The sequence below is a fragment of the Kitasatospora sp. NPDC088779 genome (genome assembly GCF_040685395.1).
Taxonomy (GTDB): domain Bacteria; phylum Actinomycetota; class Actinomycetes; order Streptomycetales; family Streptomycetaceae; genus Kitasatospora.
In genome coordinates this window covers 52,960-67,190 of record NZ_JBFBHW010000049.1, presented here as the reverse complement: position 1 = coordinate 67,190, position 14,231 = coordinate 52,960, and the positions used below count along the sequence as shown (strand labels likewise).

General features: G+C 72.4%; 10 protein-coding genes. 6 read left to right on the top strand and 4 right to left on the bottom strand.

Annotation, left to right across the window (positions count from 1 at the left end; genetic code table 11):
* Positions 1–263 precede the first annotated feature (263 nt).
* From AB0P03_RS32575 to AB0P03_RS32565, 3 genes are all read left to right on the top strand, one after another.
* Positions 264–896, top strand: coding sequence for an RNA polymerase sigma factor (locus AB0P03_RS32575; protein WP_363587910.1), 633 nt, complete (start codon positions 264–266; stop codon positions 894–896).
* Entirely contained in the window at positions 893–1,720 is an 828-nt protein-coding gene (locus AB0P03_RS32570; RefSeq protein WP_363587908.1) for a hypothetical protein, read from the top strand. The genes AB0P03_RS32575 and AB0P03_RS32570 overlap by 4 nt, the downstream gene beginning before the upstream one ends.
* Before the next feature lie 397 nt (positions 1,721–2,117).
* Positions 2,118–3,596 carry a cytosine permease gene (locus AB0P03_RS32565; protein ID WP_363587906.1) on the top strand — a complete coding sequence of 493 codons (1,479 nt, stop codon included), beginning with the start codon at positions 2,118–2,120 and terminating at the stop codon, positions 3,594–3,596.
* Positions 3,597–3,741: 145 nt separating this feature from the next.
* Here the strand turns inward: AB0P03_RS32565 and AB0P03_RS32560 are convergent, their stop codons facing one another.
* Positions 3,742–4,332 carry a helix-turn-helix domain-containing protein gene (locus tag AB0P03_RS32560; protein ID WP_363587904.1) on the bottom strand — a complete coding sequence of 197 codons (591 nt, stop codon included), beginning with the start codon at positions 4,330–4,332 and terminating at the stop codon, positions 3,742–3,744.
* 181 nt (positions 4,333–4,513) lie between these two features.
* Between AB0P03_RS32560 and AB0P03_RS32555 the strand changes: the two genes are divergently transcribed.
* From AB0P03_RS32555 to AB0P03_RS32545, 3 genes are all read left to right on the top strand, one after another.
* Positions 4,514–5,245: an SDR family oxidoreductase gene (locus tag AB0P03_RS32555; RefSeq protein ID WP_363587902.1), complete on the top strand. Its 732-nt coding sequence runs from the start codon at positions 4,514–4,516 to the stop codon at positions 5,243–5,245.
* Positions 5,246–5,338: 93 nt separating this feature from the next.
* Positions 5,339–6,265 carry a LysR family transcriptional regulator gene (locus AB0P03_RS32550; protein WP_363587900.1) on the top strand — a complete coding sequence of 309 codons (927 nt, stop codon included), beginning with the start codon at positions 5,339–5,341 and terminating at the stop codon, positions 6,263–6,265.
* Between the two features lie 205 nt (positions 6,266–6,470).
* Positions 6,471–7,382, top strand: coding sequence for an MBL fold metallo-hydrolase (locus tag AB0P03_RS32545; protein WP_363587898.1), 912 nt, complete (start codon positions 6,471–6,473; stop codon positions 7,380–7,382).
* A gap of 99 nt (positions 7,383–7,481) precedes the next feature.
* Here the strand turns inward: AB0P03_RS32545 and AB0P03_RS32540 are convergent, their stop codons facing one another.
* The 3 genes from AB0P03_RS32540 to AB0P03_RS32530 all read right to left on the bottom strand — a co-directional run bounded on the left by AB0P03_RS32540 (position 7,482) and on the right by AB0P03_RS32530 (position 14,229).
* The gene (locus AB0P03_RS32540) at positions 7,482–10,370 is read right to left on the bottom strand and encodes a trypsin-like serine protease (protein WP_363632215.1); all 2,889 of its coding nucleotides are present in this window, start codon (positions 10,368–10,370) and stop codon (positions 7,482–7,484) included.
* A gap of 341 nt (positions 10,371–10,711) precedes the next feature.
* Positions 10,712–12,511 (bottom strand): ABC transporter ATP-binding protein, encoded by a 1,800-nt coding sequence (locus AB0P03_RS32535; RefSeq protein WP_363632213.1) that lies wholly within the window; start codon positions 12,509–12,511, stop codon positions 10,712–10,714.
* The gene (locus tag AB0P03_RS32530) at positions 12,496–14,229 is read right to left on the bottom strand and encodes an ABC transporter ATP-binding protein (protein WP_363632212.1); all 1,734 of its coding nucleotides are present in this window, start codon (positions 14,227–14,229) and stop codon (positions 12,496–12,498) included. Before AB0P03_RS32530 ends, AB0P03_RS32535 begins: the two co-directional genes overlap by 16 nt.
* Positions 14,230–14,231 lie beyond the last annotated feature (2 nt).

The following is a 14,231-nucleotide window of genomic DNA, read 5'->3' as shown; positions in this document are numbered from 1 at the left end:
CTCCCGCGCGGCCCTCTCCGCGTCGGTCAAACCGCCACCCTGTGCATACCTCACAGCACACGACTACCGGGACCAACCCTCCAACGGCAGGCGAACGCTACTGCTTCACCCATCCGAGCGACATCACGAATTCAACTTCAGTAGCCACTCTGGGCTACTTGTCACTTCGCCGTAGCTGTGCGAGCTCGGAGCCGTGACGCAGGTCATAGGAACCCGGGCGGGCGGGGCACCAGATAGGGGGCGTGGACTCTTCAGATCGAGAAGTGCGCGCGAGGGTGCGGGCCGGTGACCGGGACGCGTTCGGGCAGCTCTTCGACACGTATGCGCGCGCGGTGTACAACCACGTGTTCCGGCTCACCGGGGACTGGTCGACGGCGGAGGACGTGATGTCGTTGACGTTCCTGGAGGCCTGGCGCCGGCACGACCGGGTCGAGGCGGAGGGCGGGTCGCTGCGGCCCTGGCTGCTGGGCATCGCCACGAAGCTGGTCAGCAACCAGCGCCGGGCCGCCCGGCGGCACTGGCAGGTACTGGCGCAGCTCCCGCCAGCCCGCGAGGACGTTCCCGACTTCGCGCAGGAGGTGGCCGGGCGGATCGACGACGCGGCGCGGATCGCGGCCCTGCAGCAGTCGCTGGCGCGGTTGCGCCGCCCGGACCGCGAGGTGCTGGCCCTGTGCGTGTGGGCGGGCCTGGACTACCAGGAGGCCGCCGAGGCCCTGGGCGTACCGGTGGGCACCGTACGCTCACGCCTGTCCCGGGCCCGGACCCGGCTGCACCGTCTCGCCGAGACGGCCCAGCGCCGGGCGCAGCGGAAAAAAGTGGAACCCGGCCGTGGCCGGAACCAGATCCAGGGTGGGTCCGCGAGCGCGGCCCCGTCCCCGAAGGAGGTACACCAGTGAACGCCGGACAGCGGCCGGAGCCGGTCGAGCGCGCGGAACTGCTCGGGCAGGTGCCCGTGCCGGCCGAGCGCGACCTCCCCGCAGGACGCCACGCCCTACACCGGGAGCGCCTGATGCGCCAGATCGACCTCGACACCTCCACCCCCACCACGGCCCCCACCCCGGCCCCGGCCCCCGCCAGGCCGCGCTTTCGGCGGCGGCTGACCGTCACCCTCGCCGGTGCGCTCGTCGTGGGTACGGCCGTGGCCGTGGCCGTGGCGCAGTCCTCGCGGGGCGGCGTCAGCGGGCCGCTGAGCTCTGCGGAACTGGCCAGCTGGACCGGCGTCCCGACACCGCTGGCCGCTTCGACCGGCCCGGGCGCCACCGCCGAGAAGTGGTGCCTGGACCGGATGGCCGGCGGCCCGGGCGCCGGGGCACCCGTCAAGATCACCAACGCGGACCTGCGGGGCAAGGTCGCCTCCATGGTCGTCAACCGCGGCGGCAAGACCATGCTCTGCTACGTCGCCTCGGAGACCAGCGGCCTGTGGGAGGCGATCGACCCGGTGAAGAACGTGGCGGCCGATGCGGTCACGTACGACACGGGCGGCTCCCACGGTGACGGGGACGCCATGTTCAACTACGCGCAGGGCTCCGTGGGGGCCGGTGTGAAGGCGATCACCATGCAGGTCGCCGGACGCACCTTCCAGGTCACCGTGGCGGACGGCCGCTGGACCGCCTGGTGGCCCGGGACCATGTCACACCGCGCCGTCCCCGACACGGTCACCGTCACCCTCGCCGACGGCACCACCCGCGTCGTCAGCGGCAGTTCGCTGTTCGCCAGGTGAGACCCCCCGGGTGCGCGCTGAGCGCCTGGATCAGGCGGCGCCTGGTCGGGCCTGCGCGCTCCCGGGCCGGCGGCGCATCCCGGTCGCGATCTCCTCCTCGGCGGCGCCGCGAGCGCGTCGGGCCTGGCCGTGGGCCGGGCCCGCCGTTCGCGGCGTTCGAGGCGTTCGCGGCATTTCCGGTGTTCAAGGCGGTCAAGGCGTTCACGGCGTCTGCGGCGTCTGCGGCGTCTGCGGAGGGGGCGCGGGCGGGGGTGGCGCCCTCCCCTCCGATACCGGGCCGACCTGGAACCGAAGCGGACAAAGTAGGATGGCTCAACTCCCGCGCTACGCGCGAAGAGTTCCATAAATGCCCTATTTGTTCGATTTATCTCCGCTTCACACGCACGGAGCCACCCTCATGGACAACCCGTCGAACGCCGAGACCGGCGGCGCGATAGAAACCCGCGGCATCGAACCCGTCCCCGACCACGAGCGCGGGGGCAGAGTCCGCGAGCTCTTCCCGACCTGGGTCGCCGCGAACATCAGCGTTCTGCTGCTCACCATGGGCGCCGCCCTGGTGGTGTTCAACCAGTTGAACTTCTGGCAGGTCCTGATCGTCGCGGCGAGCGCCGCGCTCATCTCGTTCGGCCTGGTCGGCGTGCTGTCGGTCTCCGGCAAGTGGGGCGGGGCGCCGGGCGCGACCCTCTCGCGGGCCACCTTCGGGGTGCGCGGCAACCTCTTCCCCGGCGCCGTGCTCTGGATCGCCCGGTTCGGCTGGGAGACGATCAACGCCGTCACCGGCGCCTACGCCGTGCTGACCGTCCTCGACCTGCTCTTCGGCGTCAAGACCAACACCGCGCTGATCGTCATCACGCTCTTCGCCTTCGTCGCCTGCACCTTCCTGGTCTCCGGCATGGGACGTAAGGCGCTGAACGTCTGCAACACCTGGTCGACGTACCTCTTCGGTGTCTTCAGCGTGCTGGTACTGGGCTACCTGGTCGCCACCATGCACTGGAGCGAGGTCTTCGCCAAGCCCGCGGGCACCACCGCGATGATGATCGCCGGCATCGGGACCATCGCCGCCGGCGGCATCAGCTGGGTCCCCACCGGCCCGGACTTCGCCCGCTACCTCCCGCACGCCGCCTCCGGCAGGAAGATCGTCGGCGTGACGGTCTCCGGCGCCGGCCTGGTGATGGTGCCCATGGTGCTCATGGGCGCCGTGATGGCGGTGGCCTCGCCCGGCCTGGCCCAGGCCGCCGACCCGGTCTCCTTCCTCGGCGACCTGCTGCCGACCTGGCTGGCCGTGCCCTACCTGCTGACCGCGATCGTGGGCATGCTGCTGATCAACAGCCTCTCCATGTACTCGGCCGGCTTCACCGCACAGACCATGGGCGTCAAGCTGCCACGCGCCACGGCCGTCAGCATCAACGCCGTGATCTCACTGGTCGGCGGCCTGCTGCTGATGCTGGTCGCCAAGAGCTTCCTGGGCTCCTTCATCACCTTCCTCATCCTGCTCGCCGTCTCCTTCTCGGCCTGGATCGGCGTCTACGCGGTGGACATGTTCCGGCGCCGCTCACGCGCGGTGCGCTACGACGCCGCCGGGCTCATGGACACCAGCAGGAACAGCCGCTACTGGTACACGGGCGGCTTCTGCTGGCAGGCCATGGTGTCCTGGGTGCTCGCCCTGCTGCTGGGGCTCGCCTTCACCAAGTGCGACTGGTTCGCCGGCCCGCTCTCCGACACCCCGGTCGGCAGGTACGGGCTCGCCTGGGCAGCGACCATCGTGATCTCCGCCGCGATCATGGCAGCACTCCCCGCCCCCCGGGAGAACACCCCCGCCGCCACCGGACAGCCCGCCGACCGCCAGGCGGAGCAGCCCGAACGGGCCGCTGCCTGACCCCGAGGCGCGGCCCACCACCCACCCCGACCCACCCCGACACACCCCGACCGCCCGGTCGCCGCCTCACCCGAGCCGGCGACCGGGCGGTCCCGTTCCGCCACCACACCCGGGCACCGGCCGAGGTGACGTCCGGGTTCTGTCGTCAGTGTCCGGGCAGCTGGGGCGGCGCGGATTTCAGCCCGTCCAGGGTGAGGTCGAGGAGGCGTTCGGCCTGCTCGCGCTGCTCGGGTTTGGCCGAGGTGAGGGCGATTCCGGCGAGGGCGGCGAACATGTCGGTCGGACGGATGTCGGAGCGGATCGTTCCGGCGGCGGCACCGGCCTCCATCAGGGAGTTGAGGGCGCCCTGAATCATCTCGTGACTGTCGGCGTAGGGGTTGCTGCCCGAGGCGACGACGGCTCGCAGGGCGTCGGCCATGCCGTATTTGGCGGTGGCGTAGTCGATGAAGCGGCGAGTCCACACCCGCAGGGCCTCGGCGGGCGGCATCGTCGCCAGGAGGCCGGCGGCGGCCTCGCACAGCCGGGCCACTTCGTTGCGGTACGCCGCCTCGATCAGCGCCTCTCGGGTCGGGAAGTTGCGGTAGAGCGTGCCCGTTCCCACGCCCGCTTCCCTGGCGATGCGCTCGAAGTGGGCGTCGAGCCCCTCCTCGCTGAACACGCGCACCGCGGCGGCCAGGATCTTGTCCCGGTTGCGCTGCGCGTCGGCCCTCAGCGGGCGCCCTGCCTCTCGGGTCATCGGCGGCTCGTTCCCTTCTCCGTTGCTAAGTGGAGGCTCCGCCACTTAACCTGGGCGAAGTGGCGGAGCCTCCACTTTCACTCTAGGGCATGGTCCGACCTGCCCGGACGCCCCCTCTGCTCCGCACTCCACACTCCACACACCGCAATCCGCAATCCGCACTCTGGAAGGACAGGCGAGCATGCCGGGAATCGAAGGCAAGGTCGTGGCGATCACGGGCGCCAGCAGCGGCATCGGCGAGGCGACCGCGCTTCTGCTGGCCGAGCGAGGCGCGAAGGTCGTCCTCGGGGCACGCCGTCCGGAGCGTCTCGCGGCCCTGGCCGCCCGCATCGAACAGGCCGGTGGCGAGGCTGCCTGGATCCGCACGGACGTGACGCGGCGCGAGGACCTCCCCGGCCTCGTCAAGCTGGCATGCGAGCGCTACGGCAAGCTCGACGTCCTCGTCAGCAACGCCGGGATCGGCCTGATCTCCCCCCTCGACGACCTGCGCGTCGAGGACTGGGAGCAGATGATCGACGTCAACCTCAAAGGGGTCCTGTACGGAATCGCCGCGGCCCTTCCCCTCTTCCGGGAGCAGGGATTCGGGCACTTCGTCAACACCGTGTCCACCGCCGGACTGCGCATCGTCCCGCTCCAGTCGGTGTACGCCGCCACCAAGAACGCCGTGCGCACCGTCTCCGAGGGCCTGCGCCAGGAGGCGGGCGCCAACCTGCGCGTGACCGTCGTCTCACCCGGCGCTGTCCGCACCGACTTCGCGGAGCACATGGACCCGGCTGCGAAGGCCCAGATCGACAAGCTGATGGAGATCGCCCTCCCGCCGGCCGCAGTGGCCCGCGCCATCGCCTTCGCCATCGAGCAGCCGGACGGTGTCGACGTCGGCGACATCGTCGTTCGCCCCACCGCCCAGGGATAGGCCCCCCCGGGACCGGGTGGGGTGAGCGGTCGGACCGGGGCGCTGGTGCTTGCCGTAGCCTGGCGGTGCCCTGCTCCCGGTTCGGTCGAGGTCATGGAATTTCGTCAGTTGCGGTACTTCGTGGCGGTGGCGGAGGAGTTGCACTTCGGTCGCGCAGCCGAGCGGTTGATGATCGTGCAGTCGGCCGTCAGCCAGCAGATCGGCCGGCTGGAGCGCGAGCTGGGCGTCGAGTTGTTCGACCGCTCGGGGCGCCGCGTGCGGCTGAGTGCCGCGGGGGCGGCGTTCCTGCCCGGCGCCCGTGAGGTGTTGGCGGCCGGACAGCGGGCCCTGGACCTGGTCGGCGGCTTCGTCGCCGAGCGGGAGAGCGTGCTGCGCGTCGGGACGAGCCGGGGAATGGGCGTGCGGTTGGAACGGGTGCTGGAGGCGCTGGAGCGAATCGCGCCCGGCACCCGGGTGGAGTTGGCCTCGGCGGCGCCGGAGGAACGCCTGCGGCGGGTCGCCGACCGGGAGTGGGACGCGGCCTTCGTACGCGGGGAGGTGGCGGCGCCGCAGGGCGTGCGGCTGATCCCGGTGTGGCGGGAGGAACTCGTGGTCGCCCTGCCGGCCCGCCACCCGCTGGCCGGGGCGGACGCGGTCGACCTCGCCCGGCTCTCGGAGCTACCGCTTCACCTGACGGAACGCCGGAGCAACCCGCCGCTGGTCGATCTGGTCACGGCTGCCTGCCGGGACGCCGGGTTCGAGCCCGCGCCCGGACCACCGCACAGCTCGCTCCAGGACACCCTTGCGGCGCTGGGCGCGGGTGTTGCCGGCTGGACGGTGGTGTACGCGGCGCACGCCCACCAGCTGCGCGCCGGCCAGGTGGCCTTCCTGCCGGTGCGCTCCCCGGCCGGGGCGCGGAGCGCAGAGGCGGCGCTCTCCCTGCCCACCGTGTTGGCGGTGCACCGAGCCGCCGCCCCCGAGCGCGTGCGCTTCCTGCTGGAGGCCTGTCGGGAGGCGGCGCGCGACGATCGCGATTCGTGATCGCCGCGAACTCGAAGTGCTGCTGGATCGCGAGCTCCAACCGGAGTGAACTGGACACCCGCGGGTCACCGCCGCCGACGCGGCCGGTACCGCCGACCACGGTTGCCCACTCGATCCGCGGGCCGTGCCCTGCCCGGCACACCCGCCACCGGGCCGGCGCCGCACCCGGTCCTCCCGGACCGCCAACCGTTCTTAAGGAGCGACCATGACGGACACCACGACGGAACAGGGCACGGACCGGACGCCGTTGGCCGAGCGACTGCGGCGACCGGCGCTGACACGATCACTGCGACTCGGCGACACGAAAGTGACCTACGTGCCGGACGGGGCGGTGGAACTCAGCGCGCGCGGCTGGTTCCCCCGCAGCACGGACGAGGACTGGGCCGCCCACCCCGAGTACCTCGACGACTCCGGCAACCTGGCGGCGGGCATCGGCGCGCTGCTGGTGGAGCACGGCGACCGTGCGCTGCTGATCGACACGGGCTTCGGCCCGCAGTCGATTCCGGCTCAGCCGGGCAATCCGCGCGGGGCCATCCACGGCGGTGCGCTGCTCGACAACCTGGCCGCACTGGGCCGTCCGCCGGCCACGATCGAGGCCGTCGCCATCACCCACCTGCACCTCGACCACATCGGCTGGGCCTGGCACCCCGCCCCGGACCGCGACCTGCCCGCGTTCGCCGGCCGCGACCTCCTGGTCGCCGCACCCGAATGGGCACACCGCCACCTCCTGGCGGCGCGCGGCATCACCGACGAGATTCTCCAGGCCATGGCACCACAGGTGCGCACCGTCCTCGACGGCGACGAGATCTTCCCCGGCGTGCACGTGCTGCTCACCCCCGGCCACACCGCCGGACACGCGTCCTACGTCATCACCGGGGGCGGCGAGCGGCTGATCGCCTTCGGCGACGCCATGCACTCACCGGTCCAGGTGGACCACCCCGAATGGTCGGCCGCCGCCGACCTCGACCCCGACCGGGCCGTGCGGGAACGCCGTCGCCTGGTCGCCGAGTTGGCCCGACCGGGCACGATCGGCTTCGGCGTCCATTTCGCGGACGTGGTGTTCGGCCGGGTCCACCTCGACGGGGCCGGCCCCGCCTGGCGAGCCGTCGCCGACTGACCGCCCCCGACGGCCCCCGGCTTCGCAGGGTCGGCGTGGAGCCGGCGCTCCGGTCCCGCGAGTCGCGGCCGCCGTCGGCGCGGCGGCCGCGACTCCCGGTCACAGGCGGAAGGGGTTCCCGCCCTGCGCGGCGATCACGTACCAGGCGGTCGCCCCGGTGTGGAGGGAGGAGTAGTAGAAGTCGCCCTCCCCGGTGTCCAGGCCGTCGTGCGAGGCGGCGACGATGCCCTTGCCGTCCGTGTTTGCCGCGCCGCTCTGGGCCTTCTGCAAGGTCGCCATCAGGACCGCCGCCTTCGCGGCGTCGCCGTCCGCGCGGCGGACCTGGTAGGCGGCCAGCAGGTGGGCGGTGCCCTCGAACCAGACGCCGCTGGTGTCCTTACCGCTGAAGCCCACCCCGCTGTACGGGCCGTCGGTGGCCGCCATCCGCCCGGCCGCCCAGTCGACGGCGGGCGCGTAGGACGGGTCGAGGGTGGCCAGGTAGCTCCAGGTCTGCACGTCCTCCGGCTCGACGTCGTCGTTGGTGGTCACCCCGTCCAGGCCGGTGCCCGTCCACAGGTGGCCGTTGGCGGCCTGCACGGACTTCACGAACCGGAAGGCGTTGGTGGAGCGCTGCGCCCAGCCCGCGTCGCCGGTGACGCCGGCGAGCATGGCGAAGAAGGCGCCGGTGTCGATGTTGTGCTCCGTGGCCTTCCAGGTGAGCGGGACCATCGTCTGGCCGGTGCCGTCGTCGTTGCGCAGGCCGCCGGTGTAGCCGCCGGCGCCGCGGGTGTCCGCGGTGTTGTTCTGGATCCAGTTGGCGGCCTTCAACGCCCCGTCCAGGAAGCGCTGTTGGCCGGTCACCCGGTAGAGCCGGGTAAGTGCCATGCCGGCCCAGGCCATGTTCCCGGTGTAGACGGAGAACCCGCCGACGTACGGCTCGCCGGAGGGGGTCTTGACGAAGGGGTCCGGCTCGTAGGAGGCGCGGATGCGGCCGTCCGGGGTGATGTCGTGGGCCTGGGCGTACAGCAGGCTGTCGCCGAGCGCCGTGGCGCGGGCGACGTCGTCGGTTCCGCCGCGTTGCAGGAACGCGGTGATGACGAGCGCGTTGTCGTACGTGAAGGAGGCCTGGAAGCCGTCCGGGCCGAACAGCTTCGGGTCCTCGAAGTGCCCGCCCTGGTAGCTGCGGGGCACGCGCAGCGTGCTGCCGGTGCCGTGGGCGTCGAGGCGCTGGGCGAGGAAGGAGTAGGCCGCGTCCACGGAAGGCCCGGAGGGCTTCACCGGCGGCTGCTGGGACGGCAGGTGCAGGCTGTCCGCGGGCGGGGGGCCGGGCGTGCTCGGCAGGTCGGCGTCCTCGTCGCCGACCGGCACCAGTTTGAAGAGCTGGTTCTCGTCGTTGTGGTCGCACGGGGCGTTGCCGGGTGTCGCGATGCTGTTCGGCACGCTCGTACCGGGCCACAGCGCGAGACAGTTCCCGCCCTTGATCTGGAGGTGGAAGTACCAGTGGCCGCCCTCCCAGTCCGACATCTGGAGTCCGACGTCGGCGGACTGACCGAGGTACTCGTTGGGTGCGGCCAGGTTCCGGAACATCCAGCCGCCGTCCGTCGTCTGGAGGAGTTCCCAGTCGGCCCGCGGGTCACCGGGCTGGGTGCCGACGAGCCGCCCGCTCGGCAGGTCGTAGGCCATCGCCGCGCCGTTGCCGTCGACCAGTTCGGTGTGGTCGTGCGGCTTGGGGTCGGAGCCCATCGCCACGCCCCCGCCGCCCCCGCCGAAGTCCTCCCAGCTCAGGTGCCCGGTGCTCCAGTCGCGAACGCCGATCTTGGCGCCCAGCATGGGGAGGGCGTCCTCCAGGCCGACGAACATGATGCCGCCCGCGCAGGTGGTCGCCATCGTCTTCCCCGGCGTCTTGCAGCTCCAGGTTCCACCCGTGGTGGCCGAGACGATGCCCAGGGCCGTGATGTTGGGCGGCGCCCCCGGCAGGTCCGGGCCGCCGCCCAGCACGACGGGGCCGCCGCTGTCACCCCTGCGGGCCGCGATGGACGAGTTGTCGGCGGCGGTGAACTGCTTGAGGGCCTTCCACCCGTACATGTAGTGGTGCTCGATGTCGCCGCCCAGGTTGTCGGGGCCCTTGGCGTAGTAGTCCGTCACCTTGGTGGTGACCTGGATGTTGCAGATCTCGCCCGATCGGGCGCCCTCGTTGCAGATCCAGTTCCCCTCGTGCGCCACCTGCGCGGCGCTCACCCACTTCTTGGTCTGCGAGATGCTGGACTGGTCGGCCGCGCCGCCCGTCCAGATCTGCTGGTCCATCGTGATGCCCGAGGACGGCTTGATGACGGCCGCGTCGAGGTAGACGGGCCCCCTCTCGTCCTGGCGGACGATGTGGGGCGAGATCCGGGTGCCGATCGCCGGCCCCTGTCCGCCCGTGTCGTCCACGCCGTACCGGACGTTGGTCTCGTTGTTCGGCATGAAGCAGTGGTCCGCGGTGAGCATGGCGTTCTCGCCGCGGTAGTTGATCGCGAACGCCGTGCTGCAGAACGGTGAGATGATCTGCGCGCCGCCGGCGCCCGGATCGCTCCGGCGCGAGGGTTCGCCGAGGCTGATCGACTCCGTGCCGTTCGATTCGACCGTCACCGGAACGCTCACGGACGCCACCGCCCGCCGCAGCCGCTGTGCGTCGGCCTCACCGCCCACCACGGTCGCGGTGAGGCCGCTCCCGTCCTGCGGCATCGCCACGTCGGTGATCCGTACTCCGGCGGAATCGGCGATGCGCGTCACCTCGTGCGAGGCGTCCTTCAGGTCCTGCGCACTGTGCGGCGCCGACTTCACGTCGACACGCACCGGGCTGTGCGCGACGACCGCCCGGACCTCGGGCGTCAGCTCGCCGTGCCAGTAGATCGTGAGGTGCTTCGTCTCGGGGGCGGCGACCACGCCGGCGAGGGCCTGGCTGCCGATCCGACCCGACACCTGTTCCACGGCCGAAGCCGTCTCGTTCATCTGGCCCTGGATGGCCATCAGTTGATGCCAGGACAAGAAGGGTGAAGGGCTCCCGAAGGAGTTCGCCACGGGCGCGATGCCGGGAGCCGCGAGCACTCCCACGACGGCGGTCGCGGTGGCGAAGGCCACGAGCGGCCTTCGCCACCTGCCCCTGCGGCGGGCCGGATCTTCGATGTGGTGGACCAACGGGAACTCCCCGGAGCTCGAAACTGCGGGGCGCCTCGGCGCCCCCTCACCCGTGCCTACGGGTGGGGGTGAACGCGCAGTTCAGAGCGGGTGCGGGCCGGCCAAGAACGCTTGCCGGTCCGTGGTTCGGACGCCCGGACGCACGGACGCACGGATGCACGCGAGGCGAGCGCTCACGCCGGCGAGGCCGTGGTGTGCTGGTCCCTCGTGTCCGCGTGCGAGCCGGTCCAGTAGCCGACGAGGTCCGCGTAGCGCGGTGAGGCGGCGAGCAGGTGCGGATGGGTGTCGCTCAGCGTCCGGTCGCCGTCCATCAGCAGGATGCGGTCGGCGCGCAGGGCCGAGCTCATCCGGTGCGCGATGACGACCACGGTGCCGCAGCGCCGCGCGAAGGCCAGCTCCGCCCGCGCCTCCGCACCCGGGTCGAGGTGGCAGGTCGCCTCGTCGAGCAGCACCACGCGAGCGTCCGAGACGTAGGCCCGGACCAGCGCCAGCAGTTGCCGCTCGCCGGCCGACAGAACGGCCCCGCCCACCCCGAGCCGGGTGTCCAGGCCGCCGAGCCGGCCGATCAGGCGGTCGGCACCGACGGCGGTCGCGGCCCGGGCGAGCTCGGTGTCCGCGGCCTCGGGGCGCAGGTAGCAGAGGTTCTCCCGGAGCGTCCCGGTGAAGATGTACGCCTCCTGGGGGATCAGTACGACGTGGCGGCGCAGCCAGTCCTCGCCGAGCCGGTCCACGGGGAAGCCGCCGATCCGGACCTGCCCGGCGCCGGGCGTCGCCAACCCGGCGAGCAGGTTGGCCAGGGTCGACTTGCCGATGCCGCTGGGGCCCACCACGACCAGCACGGCGCCGGCGGGCACGGCGAGCGTGAGGTCGCGGATGACCGGCTCGGCGTGCGGGCCGTAACCGAAGGTCAGGCGGTCGATGACCAGGTCGGCGCCGGCCGAGGCGGCCTCGGCCGGGCCGGCTTCGGCGGGCGGGTGGGCGGGGTGGCGCGCGGCCGGTTCGGACGGGACATCGGCCTCGCCCAACCGCTGTAGCACCGTGTGGAGTTGGATTCCCCAGGAGCCGATGACATCGACCATCGAGCGCAGCGTGGGCTCGATGGTGGTCAGCAGGTAGCCGACTGCGCCGACCAGCGCGCCGACCGTCAGTCCGTCTCCGGCCAGCAGCCACGGGCTCATCACGAACACGGCCAGCACCGGCAGTTTTCCGCCCGCCGAGACGAGCAGCGCACTGACCGCGCCGGTCCGCGCGACGGCCCGCGACGCCGCTTCCCACTCGCCGATCAGGACGTCCAGCCGCTCCCGAGCCCGACCGCGCGCGCCGGCGGCCACCAGATCACGCAGGCCCGCCAGGGTCTGACCGGCCTCGGCGGCCAGTCGCTCGTCCGCGATCAGCAAGGCCCGTCGACGCCGGCTCAGGACGCGCAGCAGCGGCATGTACGCCGCCAGCGTGAGGACCACCGACACCCCGGCGATGGCCGCCACCGGCAGAGCGAGGGCCGCCAACCCCACCAGGGCCATCACCAGTGACACGCCGACCTGCCGGACCGAGCGCAGCAGCGCGGAGACCAGTGCCCGTACGGTCTCCACCTGTCCGGTGAGCCGGGCCACGCTCGCCCCGTCGGAGCGGGCCGTGCCGGCGACCCCGCGCCGGAGCGTGGCGGAGACCACCGAGCTCACCAGTGCGTCCCGCAACGGCTCGACCAGCACGCCCAGCCTGGGCAGGAGTTGGCGGGTCACAGCAGCCCGGAGCACCATGGCGACGCCCAGCACTGCCAGCCAGGCCAGGCCCACCAGCGGGCGCCCGGCCAGGAATCCCCGGTCCAGGGCCCGCGCTATCAGGAGCCCGGACAGCAGAACCGGCAACGCCTCCAGCACGGACAGCGCCAGCACCGCGGCGACGACGCCGCCGCGGCTGCGCAGATGGCGCCCCAGCATCCGCCAGCCGGGGCGCGTGGTCACGGGATCGGACACGTCTCCTCCTCCACACTCTCCGAAGCCGCGGCGAACTGCGCCCGGTACTCCTGGTCGCTCCACAGCTCCGCATGGGTCGCCACGGCTCTGATCCGGCCGTCCGCCAGCCAGGCCACCAGATCCGCACGGGCCGCCGTGGAAGCGCGGTGCGCGACCATGATCCTGGTCCGCCCGGTGAAGGCGCTGTGCAACGCCTGCGTCACCCTCGCCTCGGTCACCGTGTCCAGGCTGGACGTCGCGTCGTCGAGCACGACCACCCGGCTGTCCTGGGCGAACGCCCTCGCCAGTCCGAGCCGTTGTGCCTCACCGCCGGACAGCGGAGCAACCGCCAGGCGGGTGTCGTATCCGTCGGGAAGCCGTCGGATGAAGTCATCGGCGCCGGCGGCCCGCGCGGCGGCCTCGATCACGGACTGCGTCGCCTCCGGACGAGCGAGCGCGATCGTGGCGCGGATGGTGTCGTCGAACAGCGCGGGCCGTTCGAAGGCGTACGCCACGCGACGGGAGAGTTCATCTGCCGTGAACTCCGTCACGGGTACGCCATCGAGCAGCACCGCGCCCTGGTCCGGGTCGTGGAGCCGCCCGACCAGCGCGGCGAGGCTGCTCTTTCCCCCGCCCGACGCCCCGACCACGGCCAGCGCCGTTCCGGCCGGGATCTCCAGGTCGATTCCGTCGAGCACCACCCGGTCCCCGGCGAGCACGCGGACCCCGCGGAAGGAGACCGCACATCCGGCGGTGGATCCGTCCGATCCCCGCTCCCCCGCCAGGGTCACGGGCTGGCCCACGGCCTCGGCGACCCGGCGGCCCGCCGCGACCGAGTGGGCCAACTCACCCACCGCGTCGACCTGTTGGAGAAGTCCGAGGGCGATCGCGACGTACCCCGTGACGGCGACGAGCTCCCCCGAGGAGATCCGCCCGGCGACCACCCCGTATCCGCTCACGGCGAGGACGAGGATCTCGATCGCCGGCAGCAGCAGGCCCATCTGCCAGGCGGTGGCGCGTTGCAGATGCCACGTCAGCAGGCCGGTCTTCGACAGCTCGGGCAGCGGCTCCAGCACGCGGGTCGTCTCCGCTGCCACGGTGCCGCTCGCCCGGATCGTCCGGACGCCGCCCAAGGCCTCGATCAACCGGTCCGCGATCTGTCCCTGCAACTCCTGATAGCGCGTGAGCGCCGACGAACTCCGGCGGAAGAACAACCGCAGGACGACGTACACCGGCGGCAGGCCGAGCAGGAAGGTCACCGCGGGTCGCCAGTCGATCAGCCACAGGGACACCACGCCCACGATCGAGGTGGCCACCGACATGACCGTGTCGAGCACGGTGAGACCGGCGTGCCCGGACTCGGCGCAGCTCCCGACCAGCCGGCCGGTGACATCCCCCGCAGCGTGCCGGCGCTGCCCGGCGAGTCCCGCGCCCAGCACCCGGTGGACGAGGCCGCGGCGCAACCAGCCGGTGGCCGCCGCCCCACTCGTTCCCGCGGCCACCACGTGCACCACCGCGACCCCCGTCGCCACCGCGAACGCCGCCGCCAGGGCCGATACCGGCCCGGTCAGCGGACGGTGGGCCAGGGCGTCGTCGAGTGCCCGGGCCAGCAGGGCGGGGGTCGCCAGCGTCACCGCCGCATCCGTGATCGACGCCAGTACGGCGAGGGCGAACCAGCCCCGGGCCTCCAGGGCTGCCGCCGCCAGCAGGCGGGGGACCGATCTTGTCGACGTCGTCATCC

Bases quoted from the DNA above. Each gene is read 5' to 3' on its own strand.
- AB0P03_RS32565 (WP_363587906.1), top strand. From the start codon at position 2,118: ATGGACAACCCGTCGAACGCCGAGACCGGCGGCGCGATAGAAACCCGC.
- AB0P03_RS32560 (WP_363587904.1), bottom strand. From the start codon at position 4,332: ATGACCCGAGAGGCAGGGCGCCCGCTGAGGGCCGACGCGCAGCGCAAC.
- AB0P03_RS32555 (WP_363587902.1), top strand. From the start codon at position 4,514: ATGCCGGGAATCGAAGGCAAGGTCGTGGCGATCACGGGCGCCAGCAGC.
- AB0P03_RS32550 (WP_363587900.1), top strand. From the start codon at position 5,339: ATGGAATTTCGTCAGTTGCGGTACTTCGTGGCGGTGGCGGAGGAGTTG.
- AB0P03_RS32545 (WP_363587898.1), top strand. From the start codon at position 6,471: ATGACGGACACCACGACGGAACAGGGCACGGACCGGACGCCGTTGGCC.
- AB0P03_RS32540 (WP_363632215.1), bottom strand. From the start codon at position 10,370: ATGGCCATCCAGGGCCAGATGAACGAGACGGCTTCGGCCGTGGAACAG.
- AB0P03_RS32530 (WP_363632212.1), bottom strand. From the start codon at position 14,229: ATGACGACGTCGACAAGATCGGTCCCCCGCCTGCTGGCGGCGGCAGCC.